The organism is Rufibacter hautae, from assembly GCF_008271695.1.
Lineage (GTDB): Bacteria > Bacteroidota > Bacteroidia > Cytophagales > Hymenobacteraceae > Nibribacter > Nibribacter hautae.
Genome location: NZ_VKKY01000003.1, coordinates 1,082,178 through 1,101,766 on the forward strand (window position 1 = coordinate 1,082,178; position 19,589 = coordinate 1,101,766).

Consider the following 19,589-nt stretch of genomic DNA (forward strand, 5'->3'; position numbering starts at 1 on the left):
AAGTCTTCCTATGGACACCAGCCCATCCTCCGGCATCAATGTCATCATCACCGGCGTAACCGGAATGGTGGGAGAAGGCGTGCTTTTTGAGTGTCTGCAGGAGGCAAAGATAGCACAGGTATTGGTGGTGAACAGACGGCCCTGCGGTGTATCCCATCCCAAACTGAAGGAGATCATCCACCAGAATTTCTTTGACCTTTCGCCCATTGAAAACCAGTTGGCCGGTTATGATGCCTGTTTCTTTTGTCTGGGCGTATCGTCGGTGGGCATGAAAGAGGCGGAGTACCGCCATCTCACCTATGACCTTACTCTGCACGCGGCACAAACCCTGGCCCGGCAGAACACCCAGATGGTTTTCTGTTATGTCTCGGGGGCTGGTACAGACAGCTCAGAAAAAGGAAGTTCCATGTGGGCCCGGGTCAAAGGCAAAACAGAGAACGACCTCCTGAAACTTCCCTTCAAAAGTGTCTACAATTTTAGGCCGGCGTTTCTGGAACCCACGCCGGGCATGAAAAACACCAGTACCTACTACAAATACATCGGCTGGCTAGCACCCGTGGTAAGGACGTTGGCGCCCCGCTACATCTCCACCCTGCAAGACCTGGGCAAGGCCATGGTCTACGTGTCCACCAAAGGCTACCACAAACCAATACTGGAGGTGCCCGATATCAAGGCGCTGGCCAACGCTTAACAACTCGGGCAATCGCTTGTCTCCATCCTGCCGGTCATAAGAATCTCTACCGGGAGTGGCAACCTTATCCAAATCTTTTGCTTATTTAAGCCGTAGGTGTCTAAGCTTTCTTTGAAGGCCTGGAAGCTGAAATAAACGAGGGCTGCAAGGTGACCGCCGGGCCCAGAAACACGTATAGCGGACATCTTCACCCGTTACCTTGGCGTTTGATACATGAATAACCAAACTTCCCCCGCTGTAAAGGGCACAGCAACAGAAGAAAGTCTGCCCTTTCGCCAGATTTTTGAGGCCCAATTGGGTTCGCTTCTGATCCTTTCGCCTGATCTGCGGGTCCGGGCGGCTACGGACAGCTACCTGCGCGAAACGCTCACGGTAAGGGAGGAGATCATTGGCAAGCATGTATTTGACGTTTTTCCCGATAATCCGGAGGTGACGGAAGCCTCTTCCTCCCAAAGCTTGAGAGCCTCCATTGAGCAGGTGCTTGCCACGGGCAAGGCCCAAAAAATGGAGATCTTCCGGTACGATATCCCTGATCCTGAGCACGAAGGCAAGTTTCTGGAGCGCTACTGGCACACCGTCAACTCTGCAGTGCTGGATGACCAGGGCAACATCAACTGCATCATCCACGAGACTTTCAATGTAACGGAAAGGGAGAAAGCCCGGCGCCAACTGAAGGAAAGCCAGGAGCGGGAACAGAAGGCCTTGGCTAACGCCGAGCTCCAACGCACCAGGCTGGAGCGCCTGTTTGAGCAGGCCCCCGCCGCCCTGGCCATGCTGGAAGGGCCCGATCTGGTGTTCAAAGTATTCAATGAAAGCTACCAACAGCTGTTTCCGGGCCGCAAACTCATGAACCTGCCCTTGTTTGAGGCGCTTCCAGAGCTCAAAGGTCAGCCCGTAGAAGCCATTATCCGGCACGTGTATGACACCGGCGAGACCTTTGAAGGGAAGGAGGTGCTCATTCCGGTGGCCCGCTTCGCCGATAAGGAGCCCGAGGACATTTACTGGAACTTCATCTACCAGGCGCTTTATGACGCCCAGGGTAAAATAAACGGGATCCTGATCTTCGCGCTGGACATGACGGAGATGGTGAACTCAAGGCGGCAACTGGAGAAAAACTCAGAAGCCCTGCAGGCCTTAAACCAGGAACTGGAGGCCCGCGTAGAGCGGCGCACCAAAGCCCTGCAACTGGCCCAATCCATCGCCGAGAAGCAGAAACAGCGCCTGGAGCGTCTCTTCACCGATGCCCCGGCGGCCATCTGCATCCTGGACGGACCCAACCTGGTGTTTGAACTGGTGAACCCCATCTACCAACAGTTGTTCCCCGACCGTGAGCTCCTGGGCAAGTCTATTCTGGAGGCTCTGCCCGAGATTGAGCACAATGATGTGTACCGCACCATCAGGGAAGTGTATGAGACCGGCAAAACCCACGAGGAGGAGGAAATGCACATCCCCATTGCCCGGCCCGGCGACGGTGTTCTGGAGGACAGGTACTTTAAATACATCCAGCAGGCGCGCTACAATGAGCACGGCCTCATAGACGGCATTCTGGTGCTGGCCTTTGAGGTGACCGAGCAGATTGAAGCCCGCAGAGCGGTGGAGGCCGGAGCTAGGCAACTGCAGCTCATCACAGATTCATTACCGGTGCTCATTGGCTACCTGGACAAGAATGAAGTGTACCGCTTCACGAACAAGGCCTATGAAACCTGGTTCCCGCTCAGGGCAGAGGAGCTGATAGGACGCAGTGTTTTGGAGGTAATTGGCGAAAAAGCCTACCAAAACGTGAAAGGCTACATAGAAAGGGCCTTATCTGGGGAGCGGCTGGACTTTGAGGCCGAGATGCCCTATCGGCTAGGTTTCAAGAAACACATCCAGACCAGCTACGTGCCCGATATCCGAAACGGCGTGGTGGAAGGATTTTATACGTTGGTCACCGATGTCACCGAGCGGGTAGAGGCTCGCCGGGCGCTGGAGAAGAGCGAGCAGGAGGCCAAGGCCATTGCCGAGGAACTTGCCACCGCCAACGAGGACCTGCAGGCCACAAACCAGCAACTCCTCCACACCAACTCAGACCTGGATAACTTCATCTACACGGCCTCCCATGACTTGCGGGCACCCATCTCTAACATAGAGATGCTCATGGGCGAGCTGTTGCTGGAACTGCCCCCTGAAAGTCTGGAGCTAGATGAGGTAGGCAACATTTTGGGCATGATAAAAGGATCTATTGAGCGCTTCAAGAAAACCATCAATAACCTCACCGAGATTACCCGTCTGCAGAAAGACCACTTGTCTGAAGCCAAGGTGGTGAACCTGGAGGAATTAGTGAAAGAAGTGATTCTGGACCTGGACCAGAGCATCCAGAAGTCCAAGGCCCAGATTAAAGCCACCGTATTCAGCTGCAAGCACGTCTCTTTCTCAGAGAAGAACCTGCGCAGCATTATCTACAACCTGCTTTCCAACGCCATTAAGTACCGCCACCCAGACCGTACCCCCCAGGTAGAGGTAAGCTGCCAGCAGAGTGACGAGTACATGGTGCTCCAGGTCCAGGACAACGGATTGGGGCTGGGGGAAACCCAGCAAAAGCAAATGTTCTCTATGTTCCGCCGCTTCCATGACCACGTAGAAGGCTCCGGCGTGGGGCTGTACATGGTGAAACGCATCGTGGACAATGCCGGCGGCAAGATAGAGGTGGAAAGCAACCTGGGCGAGGGCACCACCTTCAAAGTCTACCTCCGGAACCCGCTTTTCAGGTAGTTAATTTCAATCCACGGCTAGACCCTGTTTTTCGCCTATTATAGAAAAAATGAGCCAAGAACAGGTTTTCAAGGGGAAATAGCACAACTTTCAGGAAGGCTAACCGGTATTGAGTACCTTGCGGCAAACGGATGAACCAGCGCCGCCTGGAGAATATGTACCTATGGATTTTTCAAACATTAAGCTGGTCGCCTCTGACATGGACGGCACCCTGCTAGACCCCCACCATACCCTCAGCGAAGATTTTTACCCGGTGTACCAAGCCCTGAAAGAGAAGGGCATTTTGTTCGCCGCCGCCAGTGGCCGGCAGTACTACAACCTGGTAAACCTGTTTACCCCCATCAAAGACGAAATCATTTTCCTGGCCGAGAACGGCAGCTACGTGGTGCACCAGGGGCAGGAACTTTTGGTGCAAGCCATGGACCACGGCATCACCAGGCAACTCCTGCAGAAAGCCAGAACCATTCCTGGCGTGTACATTGTGCTCTGCGGCAAGAAATCTGCCTACGTGGAAAACACCGCCCAAGAGTTCATGGACCAGGTAAACCTGTATTATGATGCCGTGGAAGTGGTGGATGACCTACTGGCCGTGGAAGATGACCAGTTCCTGAAGATCGCGCTCTGTGATTTGGCCGGGTCAGAAAGCAACAGCAACACCTATTTCCAAGAAGAAAAGGCGCACCTGCAGGTCACCGTATCCGGCAAGATCTGGCTGGACATCTGCGACAAGCAAGCCAACAAAGGCCGCGGCATGGAAGTGATCCAGGAGAGATTCAACATCTCCCCGGAAGAGACCATGGTCTTCGGGGATTACCTCAACGACCTGAAGATGATGGAGAAAGCCTATTTCAGCTACGCCATGGAGAACGCCCACCCAGAGATCAAGAAAGTATCAAGGTTCAGGGCCAAAAGCAACAGCCAGAACGGCGTGGTAGAAATCTTACAGCAGCTGGTAGGCGCCACGGTGTAAATCCCGGTGGAGCATCCAAAAATTTGGGTGGCAAGCTCAAGAAAGAACCCAAAGGTTGCTTTTTTGCCCCGTTTTGGTGAAAACAGCCGTAAAACACTAAATGTACCTCAACTTCATTTTTCAGCTTAAAGCCAATGACCCATGGATGAGACCTTAATGCAAGCGGTAAACGAGGCAGTTTCTAAACGGAAGTCCCTGAAGATCCAGTACCGCACTGATCTGAATGAATTCCTCACTGTGACTGCCATGATCAAGAAAGTGGAGGAGAAGGAGGGAGCCCCGGTGCTGGAGTTGGTCACCGGAGAAGAGATCAGGTTTGACCACTTGGTGAAAGTAGGCGACGTGGCCTCCAACCAATTCATCAGCCGCGATTTCACCTGTGACTGCTAAGTCTGGAGGCTGATCTTCCAGAGAGATTCTTCCTTTTAACTGGTTGACAGATGTAAAGCATTTTTCAAAAATAACCATAAAACAAAAGGGAGGTACCTGGTTGGGTAAAAGGAGGCGAGGTGCGTTTGAGGTTGGGGCAAAATTCCTATCTTGGAAACCCAAAATAAACCAAACTACCCAACCAACCCTTTTATCATGTTTAAAGCCCCGTTTTCCTTTAGAGGAAGAATCAGAAGACTGGAGTATGGCCTGAGCGTTCTGGCTTACACGGCTCTTATCTTTACTTTTAATATCTTGGCCGGATCTGAAGATGTGGCCTCCTTATTGGTGGTGCTACTCCTGTATGTTCCGTTGGTCTGGTTCCTTTGGGCGCAAGGTGCCAAAAGATGCCATGACAAGGACCGGTCCGGCTGGTTCCAGATCATTCCGTTCTATTTTCTAGTCCTGATTTTTAACGACGGTGACCCTTACACCAACAGGTTTGGCAGAAGCCCCAAAGGCAAAGAGGAACCCCAAGCGAATTTCTTTGAAGAGGAGCCTGCTCTGGAGGCTTAACCAACCGGAACTTCAGATTGATCTATAAGCATTTCGGGCCCGTTTTCTGTAAAACGGGCCCGAAATGCTTTGAACCCATAAGGTTGACTCTGAGATGGTTTTTACAGGAATCTTCAGAGAAGTTTAATCCGCTGCTTTCGTGAGATACCTAGGGTTGCGCAGAGGCACTTTCAAGGGATAAGAACGCCAGAAAGGGGAGACACAGAAAAAGGCGGGGGAGGTTCATATATAAAATCTTTTATATAGAGAATACCTGTTTTTGAACTTAGCTAAAAATTGCTGAAACTCAAATGCGTGCCTAAGGTCTTCTCTGGAAATTCCTCTGCCCAAAGAACCGGTTCCTGCTGACGTTTTGCACTTATTTTCTTAAATTCAGGTTGAAAATCTGCCCAGCCTCAAGAAAGTTACCTCCGTTTTGGTACTTATTTAGCAAAAACTGCTTAGAAATTGGCAAATACTCCGGCGGTAACATTCTTTGCGCTAAATTGATGGGTTAAAAGCATTCTGATACCGAAGACTTCTTCTATAATAGGTTAACTAAGAGATTTATGAACAGGCGTACTGTTGTCAAAGGGTTGCTGCTGTTTACGGGTGGGCTGGTGCTGGCACCGTCTTGCGTGATGGAAACCAGCAAAGCCTCTATCCGGCTAAAGAACCTGGATATCTCCGGCGAAGACGAGAAACTGCTGGGCGAGGTGGTGGAAACCATTCTCCCCACCACCGACACGCCCGGCGGCAGAACCCTGGGGCTGCACCGCTTCACGCTTAAAATGGTAGATGATCTGCGCGGCGAGAAAGACCAGAAAGCCTTTACAGACGGCTTGGACGCATTCAAGAAATTGGCCAAAAAGGAGTTGGGCAGTTCCTTTATGGAGGCCAGCCCACAAAAGCGCCAGGAACTGATAGCGGCGGTGAACGCCGGCAAAGCCCCCCAGGACGTGCTTGCCTTTTACAAGCTTCTCAAAGACCACACCATTACCGGCTACCTCAACTCAGAACTGGTCATGACCAAACTGCGGGTCTATGAACTGGTGCCCGGCCGCTACAATCCTTATTTTCCAGTAAAAACAAAACAGCAGAGCTAACCATGGCCAATCTGAATGTAGACAGTGTAAAGCAGCGCACCTTTGACGCCATCGTGATCGGGTCTGGGATGAGCGGCGGGTGGGCCGCGAAGGAATTCACCGGCAAGGGCCTGAAAACGCTGGTGCTGGAGCGCGGGCGCGATGTGAAGCACCTCAAAGATTACCCCACCACCAATATGTTGCCCTATGAGTTTGAGCACAGGGGAGAACTCACCGCCGAGATCAGGGAGAAAAACCCGGTGGTGAGCCGTTGCTACGCGTTCCGCGAGGATGCCATGCACTTCTTCGTGAAAGACACTGAGCAGCCCTACGTGCAGGAAAAACCCTTTGACTGGATCAGGGGGCAACAAGTGGGCGGCAAATCCCTGTTGTGGGCCCGGCAGACGCAGCGCTGGAGCGATTTTGATTTTGAAGGCCCCGCCCGCGACGGCTTTGCCGTAGACTGGCCCATCCGTTACAAAGACCTGGCGCCCTGGTACAGCTATGTGGAGAAATTCGCGGGTATCTCGGGCAACAACGATGGCCTGGCCGAACTGCCCGACGGCGACTTTCTGCCCGCCTTTCCGCTCAACAGCGTGGAAGACCACTTCAAAAAGCAACTCAAAGCCCATTACGGCAACCGCCACGTGATCAGTGCCCGCTGCGCGCACCTGTCCAAACCCAACCAGATTCACTTGGAGCAGGGTCGGGCGCAGTGTCAGAACCGGGTCCTGTGCCAACGCGGATGCCCGTTCGGGGGGTACTTCAGCAGCAATGCTTCTACCATTCCGTGGGCCGAGCGCACGGGGCTCATGACCCTGCTGCCGCACTCGGTGGTACAGGAAGTGATCTATGATGAGAAAGCCGGCAAAGCCACCGGGGTGCGCGTGATCAATGCCCAGACAAAGGAAGCCACCGAGTATTTTGCGCCGGTGATTTTCGTGAATGCCTCGGCGTTCAGCACAAACCAGATCCTGCTGAACTCCACCTCTTCACGGTTTCCCAACGGGTTAGGCAACGACAGCGGCTTATTAGGCAAGTACGTGGCCTTCCATAACTACCGCGCCCGCATCACCGCCGAATACGAAGGCTTTCAAGAGTACGCCACCGATGGCCGTAACCCAGCGGGCGGCGGCTACATTCCTCGTTTCCGGAACCTGCACAAACAGGAAACCGACTTCCTGCGCGGGTATGCCGCCGGTTTCCGTGCCGATCGCAGTAAGAATTCAGACACGTCTGGTTTCGGGGCCGATCTGAAAAACCAGCTCCTAAACCCTTCCTGGGGTATCTGGAAGGTGGGCTCCCACATGATGGGCGAAACCATTCCCAAAGCCGAAAGCCAACTGAGTTTGAGCAAATTCAAGAAAGATGCCTGGGGTATTCCGCTCCTGAACATCAACCTGGACTACGACGCCAATGATGATAAGATGGTCGCCGATTACCATGCTCAGATGGAGGAGATGTTCACCAAAGCCGGTTTCACCAACATCCAGAAGACAGATTCGCACCAGGCCCCGGGGCTGGACATCCACGAGATGGGCGGCGTGCGCATGGGCCATGATCCCAAGACCTCGCTGCTGAACAAGTACAACCAGCTGCATGCCTGCCCCAACGTCTACGTGACAGATGGCGCCTGCATGACTTCCACCTCTACCCAAAACCCCTCGCTCACTTACATGGCCCTCACCGCCCGCGCCGTAGACCATGCCGTAAGCGAAATGAAAAAGCAGAACATCTAAGCAGCTGATTAGACAGTTTATAAGCTATCCTACTCTGGTGGATGGATTACGAAGTTGTAACCTCAGAAAAGCTATCCTAGAAAATCTACTGTTAGGAAATTACTTCCGATTGATGGAGTGTATTGCTTCCTTGGCGAGGGTTACTTTTTCTTTTTGAAGCCGAATTTCTTGAAGACGGAGCCATTCACGGCCGAGGATCGTTTGCTGCCCAGGTAGTACAGGCCTTTAAGGGAAAAGGAGAGAAGTTGGTCATAGCCGCCCAGGAAATTGCCGGCCCCAGTCCGGTTATCCAGGTAGTCGGAGAAGGGCAGGAGCACGACCGCTTCCGTGGCCAGGCTGATCTGGTCGGTGACCCGTATCCTGAGCCCGCCGCCTGCGGGAATGACCATGGTGAGGCCGGGATAATCCGTCACCGGGTTCTCTGATTGCTCGCTGCGGTAAGAATAGGCTTGGTAACTCATGAACCCCACGCCCCCCCTCAGGTACGGAACCAGGAAAATCCCTCTCCTGAAGGATCTGGAATAGAGCTTGGTCAGGGTGGCTCTGGTGGCCAGGAGCATCACCCCAGAGATGGTACCCGTCACCATCTCAGAGCAAAAAGAACAACCGGCCTCGGGTCTTTTCCCTTTGATGGTGAGATAGTCAAGGTTGACCATGCCTCCAATGTAAGGCGAGAACTGGTACATGGCGCCCAGACCAAAGTTATAGCCGTAGCCCTTGATTTTTGCTTTTTCAATGATGCCCACGTTTCCGGCCTGGTAGTCGCTGTTCATGACGGTGATTCCGCCGCTAGCGGTTAACGTGAGTTTATAGGCGTCCTCGAAAACGTACTTCATGTTCTGTTTGAGCACCGGAATATCAGAAGCCTGGCCTTGGGCATTAGCATAGCTTGGTATCAACACCAAGAAAAGCACAGCCAGAACAGACAACCGGCAGCAAGTCTCTTTGAGGAAGCCTTTTGACAGTTGAAAGAGGGGCTCCACAGCAGAGGAGGCGTACCTTAGGTTGGAAAAGGGCTGTCGGAAAGGAGAGTAGGTTCTGTCCGTAGTTGACACCATGTAAAAGCAGGAAAGCGCTTGTTTATTTCACCACAGCTTCCGGTTGCCAGGCCTCCCCAAAAGGAGCGCGTTACCCCAGAAGCATCCATCAGAAGTCATGTTTGTAGAAGCCCATAGTAGGTCTACACCGCGAAATCGGCAATTTCCTTGAAAGCAAGGCCTGAACAGGGAATCAGTTTAGATCAAGGTTCTTGTTATTAAAGGATAATTTAATACAATTAAAGTACAAGTGGTAGCGATTGAGAAAATAAATAGGAATAAACTTTCAACCTCGTGGAAGCAGGGCTGTTGTTTTCAGATGTAGGTAACTGAGGTGTAGGGAAAGAAAATGTAGTATGCTCGTTTAGAGCGATTTTGGTGAAAATAAGCCCGAAACCTCTTGGGGAAAGAAACCTGGAAAGGGAGGAAATAGAACACCGGAGCGGCCTATCCGGGTCACCCGTTTGCGTCATCGGGAAAAGAATACCGCCTTTACTTGATGGTGTGGAACAGACGGTTCCAACGGATTTTATCGGTGAAGGAGGCGCTGGAATCGGAAGACATCCAAACCAGGACGGCTTTGCCTACCACATATTCCTCCGGCACGAATCCCCAGAACCTGGAGTCAAGGGAGTTGTGGCGGTTGTCGCCCATCATGAAATAGTAGTTCTGTTTGAAAGTGTACTGCGTGAGTTCTTTCCCGTTCTGGTACACCCGGCCGTCTTTTACCTCCAGGTGGGGGTTGTGCTCATAAACCCGGATGATCTTTTCGTACAGGGGCAGCGTTTGTGGGGTGAGGACCACGGTGGCGCCGGCTTTAGGGATATACAACGGCCCGAAGTTATCCTGGTTCCAGGCGTGGGTGGCCGGGGCTTGGGGGAATACCGCCGGATCGGTTACGCCCGGCGGAGTCTCCAGTAAAGCCACCTCCTTGATGAAATCAAATGAACGGAGTACCTCGGCGGTTTGGGGCAAAGTGTGGACTATATACCCTCCCTGGGCCGGATACACATCAGTGATGCCGTGTTTCTTGAAGAACTTCTCTTGTACGTAGCCCTCGGTTCTGAGAAAGTAGCTGTACTGGATCTTGCCGGGGCTATGGGTAAGGTTACCGTTGAGGTAAACCTGCTTTTGTTTGATCTGGAGAGTGTCTCCGGCCACGCCTATGCAGCGTTTGATGAGGTAGGTTTTCAGGTCTACCGGGCGCTCCACTTCCTGCGGATGGTTGAACACTACTGGATCGTTGTGCTTGATATTGGTAAAGCCGGGCAGGCGATAAGAAGGCAGTTGCACCAGGTCTGAGAAAGAGGGGAGGTTGGTGCCCCAGATGGTTTGGTGGGTCAAGGGTACCTGCAGCGGCGTCATAGGCGTGCGCGAGCCATAGTGGAGCTTGCTCACAAAAAGGTAGTCGCCGGTGAGCAACGATTGCTCCATAGACGAGCTAGGGATGGCGAAGGCTTCAAAGGTGAGCCACCTGATGAGCGTAGCGCAGACCACGGCAAACATGGCTGCATCAGCCCACTCGCGCAGGAAGGATTTTTTCTTTTTGGGAGAAACGGGTTTCTCTTTCTTTCCCCAGAATTTAACAGCCATATGCGTAAGAAGTTAACCGGAGCCCGGAATATAGAATAGAACTATATCTTCTTGGGTTTATTGTGTTTCATCTTTCCTAAATCCTAGTGGTTGTATGACAAGAAGAGCAAAATCCTTCTTCCAGGAGTAACTACTCTGATTCCCCTTGCTTGGACCAATAAGGATTACAGCCCTTAGGCTGATGAGGTTGACCGGTGCTGGCGCAAAACAGTCCATAATAAAAGCCATGAAGGAAAGTGCGGCGGCAGGAACACCGGTTCGGTTTTAGGCCGGTTTCTAGAAAAGAAGCCTTAAAACAGCTGGCCCAAATGAAAAAGGCAACGGCTGTTCTAAGGCTTTGATGGGTTGTAAGGAATGGACGGCAGAGGCGCTAATTGCCCGAGTTGCTGTTCCAAATATCTTTCTGGATTCTCCAATCGCCGGAGATTTTTTTCCAGACTACCATGTTTTTCCCTTGGTCCAGGGTGCGGCCACCGTCGCCCAGCAAAACGTAGCGGCCCAGTTCGATGGCGGTATCCTCCAGTAGTTCCACCTCAACGGTTTCCAGATGGCATTCTTTCATGCCGGCGTTGATAGCACCCTGCCAGTATTGGCTGATGGCTTCCTGGCCTTGCACAATGTCGCTGCCGGAGGGGAGCAGCATGCCATCCTGGGTATACAGGGCAGCTATCCCCGCGGCGTCTCCTTTGGCAAAGGCGCTCTCAAAATCTCGGCAAAGGGTTTTAATCTCATCGGTGATGTCTTGGTGGACTGTTTGCATAGGGTTCCGGTTTTCTTGTGGTGAGGAAAAAACGTAGAAGCAATAACCTGAGAGCAATGCCCGGAGCCGCTTGGCCTATAGCGTGTACTCCCCGCCGGGGTGTCTGGAGGAACTGTCAAGCTAATCACGGCAGCTTGTTCTTTAGGGACCAGAGCCGCTATATGAGAATGCAATGTAGTAGGCCATGGTTGACGCAAGCGCCCGAAGTGCCATCCCTTTCCAGGGTGATTTTCTGAAAACGGACCAGAAACAGGAGCTCGGTCTACGGGAAAGGCACAACCTTTCACCTACACCTTTCCCTTCTTGAACCGCGAAATAACTTGGATAAAGGAAGATATAAATAAATCAGGTAACAGCATATACGGCACCCGAAGGAAACTTGGGTGAGAAATCCTTTAAAAAGGTGGATACTGGTTCTCTCATCGGGTTTTAAGCCAATTTAAAAGAAACTAGCCAATACCATTACCTCCCCCTAGACTTATGACTCTTGCTTAAAGCATCCGTAAATGATTGATTTTTAGTTTGATTAACCTTTCGGTTTTTCTGTGGTCATCATAGAATTGTGCCGCTTACTTTCCTTTCTCCGCATCTAAGGCGTAGGCTAGCCGCATGAAATGTAGCACCTCCTCATTGAGGTCTTCCTTGTCATAGAAGCGCACATAGTGGTTGATGTCTTTTTCGCCTACGTGGCCTATTTTGTGGAAGCAGAGCGTTTGGTCGTACACTTGGTTTAGCGGAAGGCACACGTCCAGAAAGTTTCTCCCGAACTGGAAGACGGAGCAGAAACGCGTGTTCTTGGCCAGCGAGATCATGGTTTTAGCCGGATGTATCTTAAAATCACCAATGGTGCGGTATTGCGCCAGAAAGTGGTGGTACAGCCCAACGGTCACCGCAGACTTGCCGCGCAGAAAATCAGCCTCGGTTTTCTCCAGGCAGGAGTGGGTCTGGTTGGCTCGCAGGAAAGATTGGGTGCAGGTGGGGCAGGTCCACATAAAAGAAAGTTGTTTCAAGCTCAATTACAGCAAAACAAGCCGGAAACACAATGGCTGGCCAATGGATGAGTTTGGGTTCTTCGTGGCACAGAGTGAATAGAATCAGTAATTAGTTCTAATAATCAGTAGGTGGTTCAAAAATTGAAATCAAGATAGGAAAATACCCGTTCACTGGCGCAGCCGTTTGTGGCGAAACTCAGATTGGGTGGAAAACAAAAAAGCCGTTTCGGCGCTGTTATAGGAAAACAGCGCCGAAACGGCTTCTGAAAATATAATGGTTTCTATTTTTTACGGGGCGGGTAAGACATGGGCTTCCGGGCTTGGGCAGGAGCAGCCGCTGGTTTCTTTTCCTCAGGCGTGCCGCGCATGTGAATGACCAGGCCATTGAGAAAATTGCGGAGAAGCTGATCGCCGCAGGGTTTGTAGTTGGGGTGGTCCTCTTTCCTGAAAATGGCGCCTAGTTCGCTTTTGGTTACCTTGAAATCAACCAACCCCAGAATATCGATGATGTCATCATCCCGGAGCTGAAGCGCCACGCGCAGTTTCTTCATGATATCGTTGTTGGTCATAGTCTCTCGTTTTATCTGTCCGCGAAAGTACATATACGCAGCAGAAAAGTAAGCATGCACCCCGAAGCTCAAAATAATTTGACACCCTCCTCCTAGACTACGTAGGCCTGCTAGACCTGTTTTCATTCTTGCAAAAGCCTGTTTGTTGAAACTTTCAGAAAGAAGTTATAGAGCCCATTTGGCTCTTGTTAAGTACTCTAACCATGGCAGAAATGCAGGCTTGTTTCAGATAAGATTATCGGATAACACTCAAGAAACGCTATCCAGCCTAGCTGAGGCTCTCGCATCACGGCAGTTGCAAACTGCCGATCATTTTGGGTCCAAGTCGCAGACTTGAACCATTAAAAAGAGTAAGGCAGATCGATGCATATTATCAGGAGAAAGGCACCTGCGGCGGGCCGGGGAGAAGGCCTACAGTGAGGCCGAGGCACGGCCCGCCGCACGGAAGGACAGTTCAGGTGGTAGTGGCCTGCGTAGACTATATAATAGATAGCTTTAGCCAGGTGGTACCTTTACTGAAGCCTCACTGTCCGAGCGTCAGCGAGTTTGAGGCTTCTTGATTCTTTTGGTTACTTTTCTCATCAAGGAGAAAAGTGACAAACGCCCGCAGACCGCGAATGCAACCTTGAGAGGTAAGAACAGATATAGAAAGTAATAACCTATAAAGTGAATTTGAGGCTAGCGCCTCACTGCAGTTGCAAACTGCAGATCATTGTAGGTCCAAGTCACAGACTTGAACCAGAGAAAGAGAAGTGTAAGAAAAATAAGTTACCCTTTCCTCTTCCCTTCCCCTCCGGTAAACTTCTCCAAAGCCTTCTCCCGTTTAAATTCCATTTTCCCGAAACGATAGTTAAAACTCACCCGCACCACGCGGTTGTAGTTGTTGTTAAGGTTGAAGTTGCTGGAGTTGGTGTTGGTGACCGTCGTCCGGATGGAGTTGTTGCTGAACAGGAAGTTTTCCACGTTGAGGCTCACGCCGCCTTTCCGCTTCCAGAACTCCTTGCGCAGGCCCAGGCTGTAAGAGTAGTTGTAGGTGCTGCGGCTCTGCAGGGAAAGCCGGGGGGAGTTAAAGGAACCGGCCGTTTGTACACTCAGGTCGTTCACGAAACGGTAAGAGGCGTTGCCGCTCAGGTTATACATGAAGCCCGAGCGATAGATGCGGTTACGGCCCACAAAGCTGTTCAGGTCATTGTAGAACAGGTTCAGGTTCACGCCAATCTGGCCTTTTTCTTTGAAGCGGGTGGTGGCATTGAGGCTGGTGCCGTAGGTGGCGTTCTTGCCCAGGTTGGCGAAAGTGGTGTTCAGGGTATCGTTATTCTCCCGGATGGGGAATTGGTACTGGTTGATGTCATTGTTCGTCTGCCGCCAGTAGAGGGAGGCGTTGAAGCTGGTGGTTTTCAGAAGCCAGCTGTAGTTCAGTTCTGTATTGTGGGTGATCTCGGCCTCCAGGTTGGGATTGCCGTAGCGGATGTTGAGTTGGTTGCTCTCGTTGCGGTACGGGTTCAGTTGGTTCATGCCCGGCCGTTGGATGCGGGTGGCGTAGCTCAGGCGCAGGCGCTGGTCTTTGCTGAACCGCTTCATCAGCATCACATTGGGCATGAAATTGTGAAAAGGCCTGTCCAGGTTCGTTTCCACGTTGTTCGTGGCAAAGTCTCCCAGCACCGAAGTGTATTCATAGCGGCCGCCCACGCGCAGGGTGTACTTTTCCTTCCACCGCAGGGTGTAGGACAGGTAGGAGGAGTACACGTCCTGGTGATAGCTGAACAGGTTGGAACGGGCCGGGTCCTCGGTCAGCGGCGCGTCGGCCGAGCGGGAGTAAAGGAAGTTGTAGTCACTGCCCGAGTTGCGCAGCACCGCCCTGATGCCGCCTTCCAGCCGACCCAGTTTCTCAAAGGGATGCGCGTAATCGGCTTGGAACGTGAACTCGCGGCCGGTGCTGTGGTTGTCGCTCTGCTCCAGGCGGGTAATGTAGGCGGTGCGGTTTTCCTCGGTCAGGCGGTAGTCGCTGTCGCTGGCGTTGCTGTTGAAGATGGCCATCACATCCAGTTCCTGGCCTTTCTGCTTGAACCGCTTTTTGTAGTGCAGGTTCGTTTCCACGCCGTTGTTGCGGTTCAGGTTGTCGATGTCCCGGAACCGGTAATTCTCTGTCTGTTCCTCGCCGGAGGGCGTGAACTGGGCGGTGGAGAGCGTTCGGTCACTCAGGTTGCGGGAGCGGTTCACCCTGATGCTGGCGCTGAGGTTGTGGTGCTCGTTGAAGTCATAGTCGGCGCCCAGTTGCGAGAAGAACGAGCGGCCGTTGTTCTCAAAGGCGCTGCTCTGCCGGATGAGCTTGGTAGGCGTCTGGATGAGGTTCTCCTCCCGGAAATACACCTGGTCCGACTCTGAATCGCCGAGGCGGTCATTGAAGTTGCCGCCCACGCTGGCCCGCACGCCCAGTTTCTTTTTGCGCACGTTCAGGTTGGTGTTCAGGTTGTTGCTGCGGTTTCCGGCGGTAGCGGTCACCTGGCCGGTCATCCCTTCAATGGTGCTTTGCTTCGTGATGATGTTCACTACTCCGGCGGTGCCCTCGGCATCGTACTTCGCCGAGGGGCTGGTAATCACTTCCACGCTTTTGATCATATCCGCCGGAATCTGCTGGAGGGCCTCGGCCAAGTTATCGGCGAGCATGGTAGATGGTTTCCCGTTGATCAGGATTTTGATCTTGTTGCTGCCCCGCATCTCCACGTTGCCATCCATGTCAATAGAAAGCGAAGGCACTTTTTTAAGCACATCGGCAGCGGTACCCCCAATGTTGGTGATGTCGTTCTCGGCATTGTACACCATGCCGTCATCGGTTTCCTGGATGAGGTTCTTTTCACCGGTCACCACCACTTCCTCCAGTGCCTTGCTGTCGGTCTCCAGCAGAATCTGTCCTAATTGAATGGGTGCCGTGCCTCCTGAGACCTGAATAGGATGGATTTTGGTTCTATACCCGATAAAGCTGATGACCAAATTATACTCGCCGGGGGCAACTTTGGGGAAGGTGAAATGGCCGTTCTGGTCGCAGGGAACCCCCGTAATGAGTTTGCCACTTTTGTCCTGCAGCGCTACCGTGGCGAAGTCTACGGGCGCCTTGATCACGGCATCCACCACCGTTCCTGAGACCGGAACCCCGCTGGTTTGCCAAATGGCCGCTACCGCCGGCGTTGCCATTCCGTTACGGGGGCAAACAATCGCTGGCACGGCCAGAAAGGCTAGGATAGATTGAAAAAAAAGCCGTTTTAGGTGAAGCATACAGACAAATCTGGGCAAGGGGAAACTAGAGCAACATGAAAGGTCCTGCGCCAACAGCTTACCTTCTCCCCAAAGACTTCTTCCTATCACTGCCGCAGTTTCTTTGACATCGATCACCCCCGATGGTTTAAACGCAAGTAGCTAAATTCTTAATCACTTGCCTCGGAATTAAAGCTGTTTCACGCAAAACAGGCTAGAAATAGAAACTGGGTCATTGGGAATGACCCAGTTTCTAACTAAATCCTCTTTTCTGACCCGTGATTTGGGAGGCCGTTCAGGTTCACCACGCCAATGTAGTATCAACAAACTTCTTGCTTCAGCTGGAATTTGGCTATCAATAAAGAGAACACGATTCAAAAGTGGCCGTGGCGTAAGATGAATAGGGCCGTTATGAAACATGATTTGGGTATTTTCTGTACCTTCAAAGCCAGAACTAACGCTAATTCCCGTGCCACAATACCTCATCACCGCCTTTGATTACACCGATGCCCAAGCTCTTGACCGCCGCCTGGCTACCCGCCCAGACCACCTGGAAATGGTTACAAAGCTGAAAGCCTCCGGAAACTTTGTTTTAGGGGGCGCCATGCTCAGCCCCGAAGAAAAGATGATCGGCTCCACCCTAGTGGTTGAATTCGAGAACGAAGCTGCCCTGCAAGCCTATCTTGACCAAGAGCCTTACCTGCTTCAGAAAGTTTGGGAGAAGGTAGACATCAAGCCTTTCAGAGTAGCCGTAGTCTAACCGGACTCATTTAGATTCATCTAATGCCAAAGGCGCTTCGGGGCAGTTTTCTGAAAAACAGGCCCGAAGCGCCTTTGGCTTTCATTCACGCATTCCGTCCCCCTTTGAAGGGGGTAGGGGGATGATAAATCCGTTACAAGAACCGCTTACCTGATGCTATGAGCAAGGGCAACAACAAGGGATTGCCCCTACATTTCTGAAATGCCGTGATCAGCAGAAGAAATCATCCCCCTACCCCCTTCAAAGGGGGACGAAGAAGTAGTAAACTCTCTAAAGTGGATAAACCGCTACGCCGAAAACTGCCACACTTTATCAAGAGCAAGAGTTAGATATAGAGTATCTCCAATGTTGAACTTGCCTTGCCCGGTTCTGACCAGAATATCGCCGGTGGGAAGCGTTACCTGCAATTCGTAGTGGCTCCCGAAGAAGGTCACGGATTTGATTTTTCCTTCCAGCGCACCGTTTTCCTTAGTTGCAATCTGAAAGCTTTCCGGCCGCACCAGCATGCTTTTTCCTTTTAAACTCGCCACAGACCTGCCCAGAAAAGCTTGGGCCTGTTCAGGGTTGAGCAGCGTGTACTTCCCGAAGAGCCCGGCGATGTACTCATTGGCGGGTTGTTGGTAAATTTCCTGCGGGGTGCCTTTTTGCGATACGGTACCAGCTTGCATCACCAGGATTTCATCGGCCCAGGAGAGGCTATCCAGCGGGTCATGCGAGATCAGGATGCAGGTGATGTCCAGTTGCTCGCTGAGGTTCTGGATAATGGTTTTCAGGAGGTTCTTGTGGCCGGTGTCCAGGTTGGAGAAAGGCTCATCCAGCAAAAGCAATTTGGGCGAGGTGAGGAGCAGCCGGGCCAGGGCAATGCGCTGGCGCTCGCCACCGGAGAGCTGATCGGTTCTGCGGGAGAGCAGGTGATGGATGTGGCACACGGCGTACAGTTCCTCGGCGTCTTCCTGCGGAAGCGAATTGGCGTAGCGCAAGACTTGCTCCACGCGCAGAAACTCGGGCAACTCATACTGCTGGGAATGGTAGGCGATGCCGGGGTGACCGGCCACCAGTTTCTCGGCGGGGCCTTTTACCCGGTCTCCCTCAAACGTGACGGTACCGGCATCGGGCTGGATGAGGCCCGCGATGATCTTGAGCAAAGTGCTTTTCCCTGAACCCGTCTCCCCGGCAATGGCAATCTTCTGAAACTTGGCCTGGCTAAAGCTGATGTCCTGCAGAACCGCTTCCTTTTCTCCCTGCTTGTAAATGCCGGCTACTTCTAAAAACGTCATATACTTTCCTCAGGAAGCCTCAGAAGAGACCGGCGTCAGTTGCAGTTCCTCGGCGTGGGGTTGCAGGGTCTGGATGATGAAATCAATGTGGGCGGCTAAGTCTACCTGGAGCAGCTCGGCCCCCAGGCGCACCTCGCCGCGGTCTACCGAAGCCGCAAAGCTGGCCTGTTTCAGCTTCTTCAGCACCGACTTGGCTTCCAACCCCGATAGGCGCTGCGGACGCACCTGGGCGCAGGCCACCACAAAACCAGTGATCTCATCGCAACCCAGCAGGGCTTTGTCCAGCAAACTTTCGTGCGGTACGCCCCAGTGGCTGTAGTGTCCCGAGATGGCATGGGCCATTTCTTCCTCGCCGCGCTCACGCAGGAGTTCTACTACTACGTGTGGGTGTCGGTCGGGGAAGGCTTCGTAGTCGGCGTCGTGGAGCAGGCCGGTGTTGCCCCATCGTTCGGGGTCCTGGTCTAACTTCTGGGCGTAGGCGCGCATCACCAGTTCAACGGTGCGGGCATGGCGTAAGAGGCTTTCGCCTTTGGTATATTGGTGTAAGATCTGGGAGGCTTCTTCTCTGGTCATCTTAAATGGAGTTTAAACGAGTAAGTTAGCCCGGTTGCCGCAGATGCACAAGAAAAGCCTGTTGCCCGGGCTCTTTTGAGGCTATTTTCCAAAAAATGGCCCCAAAACAAAAGGAAGGTCACCCAGTGGTTTGACCTTCCTTTCATGAAAACAGGCGTGAAACTCTTAAACTGAATTATATTAAAGTAAGGCAGTAGGGAACCGGATTGCCACGATGTCTCCATTAGATTGTAGGAGGAAGCCAAAGGGAAACTCACCATTCTCTCAAACACGCCTTCAATCCTTCACTCATTAATGGTGATGATGGTGATGGTGATGATCATCGTCTTCCGGTTTGTGGCGCAGGTTCTGGATAGACCCGAAGACGAAAAGCACTCCCCAGCAGACATACAGGTAATTGAAGGAATCTACTTCCTTGCCCCACAGGTGCATCAGGATATGCGCCACCGCTGACATCACTAATCCCGTCACAGCAATGAACTGGAAGGAATTCATGGCTTTGGGATTGTATATTTTAAACCATTCCATAGGCTAAAAGGGTTGTGGCCTTGTCTGCTAGCAGAATAGACCAGGGTTCTTCAAAAAACTTGTATACGTGTAAAAGGGTACAGAAAGA

At 52.2% G+C, this 19,589-nt stretch carries 17 protein-coding genes; 8 read left to right on the forward strand and 9 right to left on the reverse strand.

All coding sequences use genetic code 11. The annotated features are described in order from the left end of the window. Window positions 1–10: 10 nt before the first annotated feature. The 7 genes from FOA19_RS20945 to FOA19_RS20975 all read left to right on the forward strand — a co-directional run bounded on the left by FOA19_RS20945 (window position 11) and on the right by FOA19_RS20975 (window position 8,160). The gene (locus FOA19_RS20945; protein WP_149092784.1) at window positions 11–691 is read left to right on the forward strand and encodes a Rossmann-fold NAD(P)-binding domain-containing protein; all 681 of its coding nucleotides are present in this window, start codon (window positions 11–13) and stop codon (window positions 689–691) included. Between the two features lie 213 nt (window positions 692–904). Next, entirely contained in the window at window positions 905–3,442 is a 2,538-nt protein-coding gene (locus tag FOA19_RS20950) for a PAS domain-containing sensor histidine kinase (RefSeq protein ID WP_149092785.1), read from the forward strand. A 163-nt stretch (window positions 3,443–3,605) separates the two neighbouring features. After that, a complete protein-coding gene (locus FOA19_RS20955; RefSeq protein ID WP_149092786.1) occupies window positions 3,606–4,412 on the forward strand; it encodes an HAD family hydrolase in 807 nt (268 codons plus the stop codon). Between the two features lie 141 nt (window positions 4,413–4,553). After that, window positions 4,554–4,802, forward strand: coding sequence for a hypothetical protein (locus FOA19_RS20960; protein WP_149092787.1), 249 nt, complete (start codon window positions 4,554–4,556; stop codon window positions 4,800–4,802). Window positions 4,803–4,997: 195 nt separating this feature from the next. Further along, a complete protein-coding gene (locus FOA19_RS20965; protein WP_149092788.1) occupies window positions 4,998–5,357 on the forward strand; it encodes a DUF805 domain-containing protein in 360 nt (119 codons plus the stop codon). Between the two features lie 548 nt (window positions 5,358–5,905). Continuing rightward, window positions 5,906–6,442 carry a gluconate 2-dehydrogenase subunit 3 family protein gene (locus tag FOA19_RS20970; RefSeq protein WP_149092789.1) on the forward strand — a complete coding sequence of 179 codons (537 nt, stop codon included), beginning with the start codon at window positions 5,906–5,908 and terminating at the stop codon, window positions 6,440–6,442. A 2-nt stretch (window positions 6,443–6,444) separates the two neighbouring features. Then, complete coding sequence (locus tag FOA19_RS20975) at window positions 6,445–8,160, forward strand: GMC oxidoreductase (RefSeq protein WP_149092790.1); 1,716 nt, start codon at window positions 6,445–6,447, stop codon at window positions 8,158–8,160. Window positions 8,161–8,300: 140 nt separating this feature from the next. On the opposite strand, the gene FOA19_RS20980 is transcribed toward FOA19_RS20975, so the two are convergent. From FOA19_RS20980 to FOA19_RS21005, 6 genes are all read right to left on the reverse strand, one after another. Then, window positions 8,301–8,996, reverse strand: coding sequence for a hypothetical protein (locus FOA19_RS20980; protein ID WP_149092791.1), 696 nt, complete (start codon window positions 8,994–8,996; stop codon window positions 8,301–8,303). Window positions 8,997–9,689: 693 nt separating this feature from the next. Beyond that, on the reverse strand, window positions 9,690–10,790 hold the full coding sequence (gene lepB / locus FOA19_RS20985) for a signal peptidase I (RefSeq protein ID WP_149092792.1): 1,101 nt from the start codon (window positions 10,788–10,790) through the stop codon (window positions 9,690–9,692). Between the two features lie 370 nt (window positions 10,791–11,160). Beyond that, window positions 11,161–11,550: a YybH family protein gene (locus FOA19_RS20990; protein WP_149092793.1), complete on the reverse strand. Its 390-nt coding sequence runs from the start codon at window positions 11,548–11,550 to the stop codon at window positions 11,161–11,163. A 569-nt stretch (window positions 11,551–12,119) separates the two neighbouring features. Then, entirely contained in the window at window positions 12,120–12,542 is a 423-nt protein-coding gene (locus tag FOA19_RS20995) for a DUF5655 domain-containing protein (protein ID WP_149092794.1), read from the reverse strand. 281 nt (window positions 12,543–12,823) lie between these two features. Next, a complete protein-coding gene (locus FOA19_RS21000) occupies window positions 12,824–13,111 on the reverse strand; it encodes a DUF1456 family protein (RefSeq protein ID WP_149092795.1) in 288 nt (95 codons plus the stop codon). Between the two features lie 768 nt (window positions 13,112–13,879). Further along, window positions 13,880–16,303: an outer membrane beta-barrel family protein gene (locus FOA19_RS21005; RefSeq protein ID WP_190300498.1), complete on the reverse strand. Its 2,424-nt coding sequence runs from the start codon at window positions 16,301–16,303 to the stop codon at window positions 13,880–13,882. A 529-nt stretch (window positions 16,304–16,832) separates the two neighbouring features. On the opposite strand from FOA19_RS21005, the gene FOA19_RS21010 reads away from it, so the two are divergent. Then, the gene (locus FOA19_RS21010; RefSeq protein ID WP_223809005.1) at window positions 16,833–17,123 is read left to right on the forward strand and encodes a YciI family protein; all 291 of its coding nucleotides are present in this window, start codon (window positions 16,833–16,835) and stop codon (window positions 17,121–17,123) included. Window positions 17,124–17,410: 287 nt separating this feature from the next. Here FOA19_RS21010 and FOA19_RS21015 read toward each other — a convergent pair whose 3' ends face one another. The 3 genes from FOA19_RS21015 to FOA19_RS21025 form a co-directional block, all read right to left on the reverse strand. Beyond that, window positions 17,411–18,400, reverse strand: a complete 990-nt coding sequence (locus FOA19_RS21015) for an ABC transporter ATP-binding protein (protein WP_149092800.1) — start codon at window positions 18,398–18,400, stop codon at window positions 17,411–17,413. Between the two features lie 9 nt (window positions 18,401–18,409). Further along, complete coding sequence (locus tag FOA19_RS21020) at window positions 18,410–18,973, reverse strand: HD domain-containing protein (RefSeq protein WP_149092801.1); 564 nt, start codon at window positions 18,971–18,973, stop codon at window positions 18,410–18,412. 291 nt (window positions 18,974–19,264) lie between these two features. Next, window positions 19,265–19,501, reverse strand: coding sequence for a hypothetical protein (locus FOA19_RS21025; RefSeq protein ID WP_149092802.1), 237 nt, complete (start codon window positions 19,499–19,501; stop codon window positions 19,265–19,267). Window positions 19,502–19,589 lie beyond the last annotated feature (88 nt).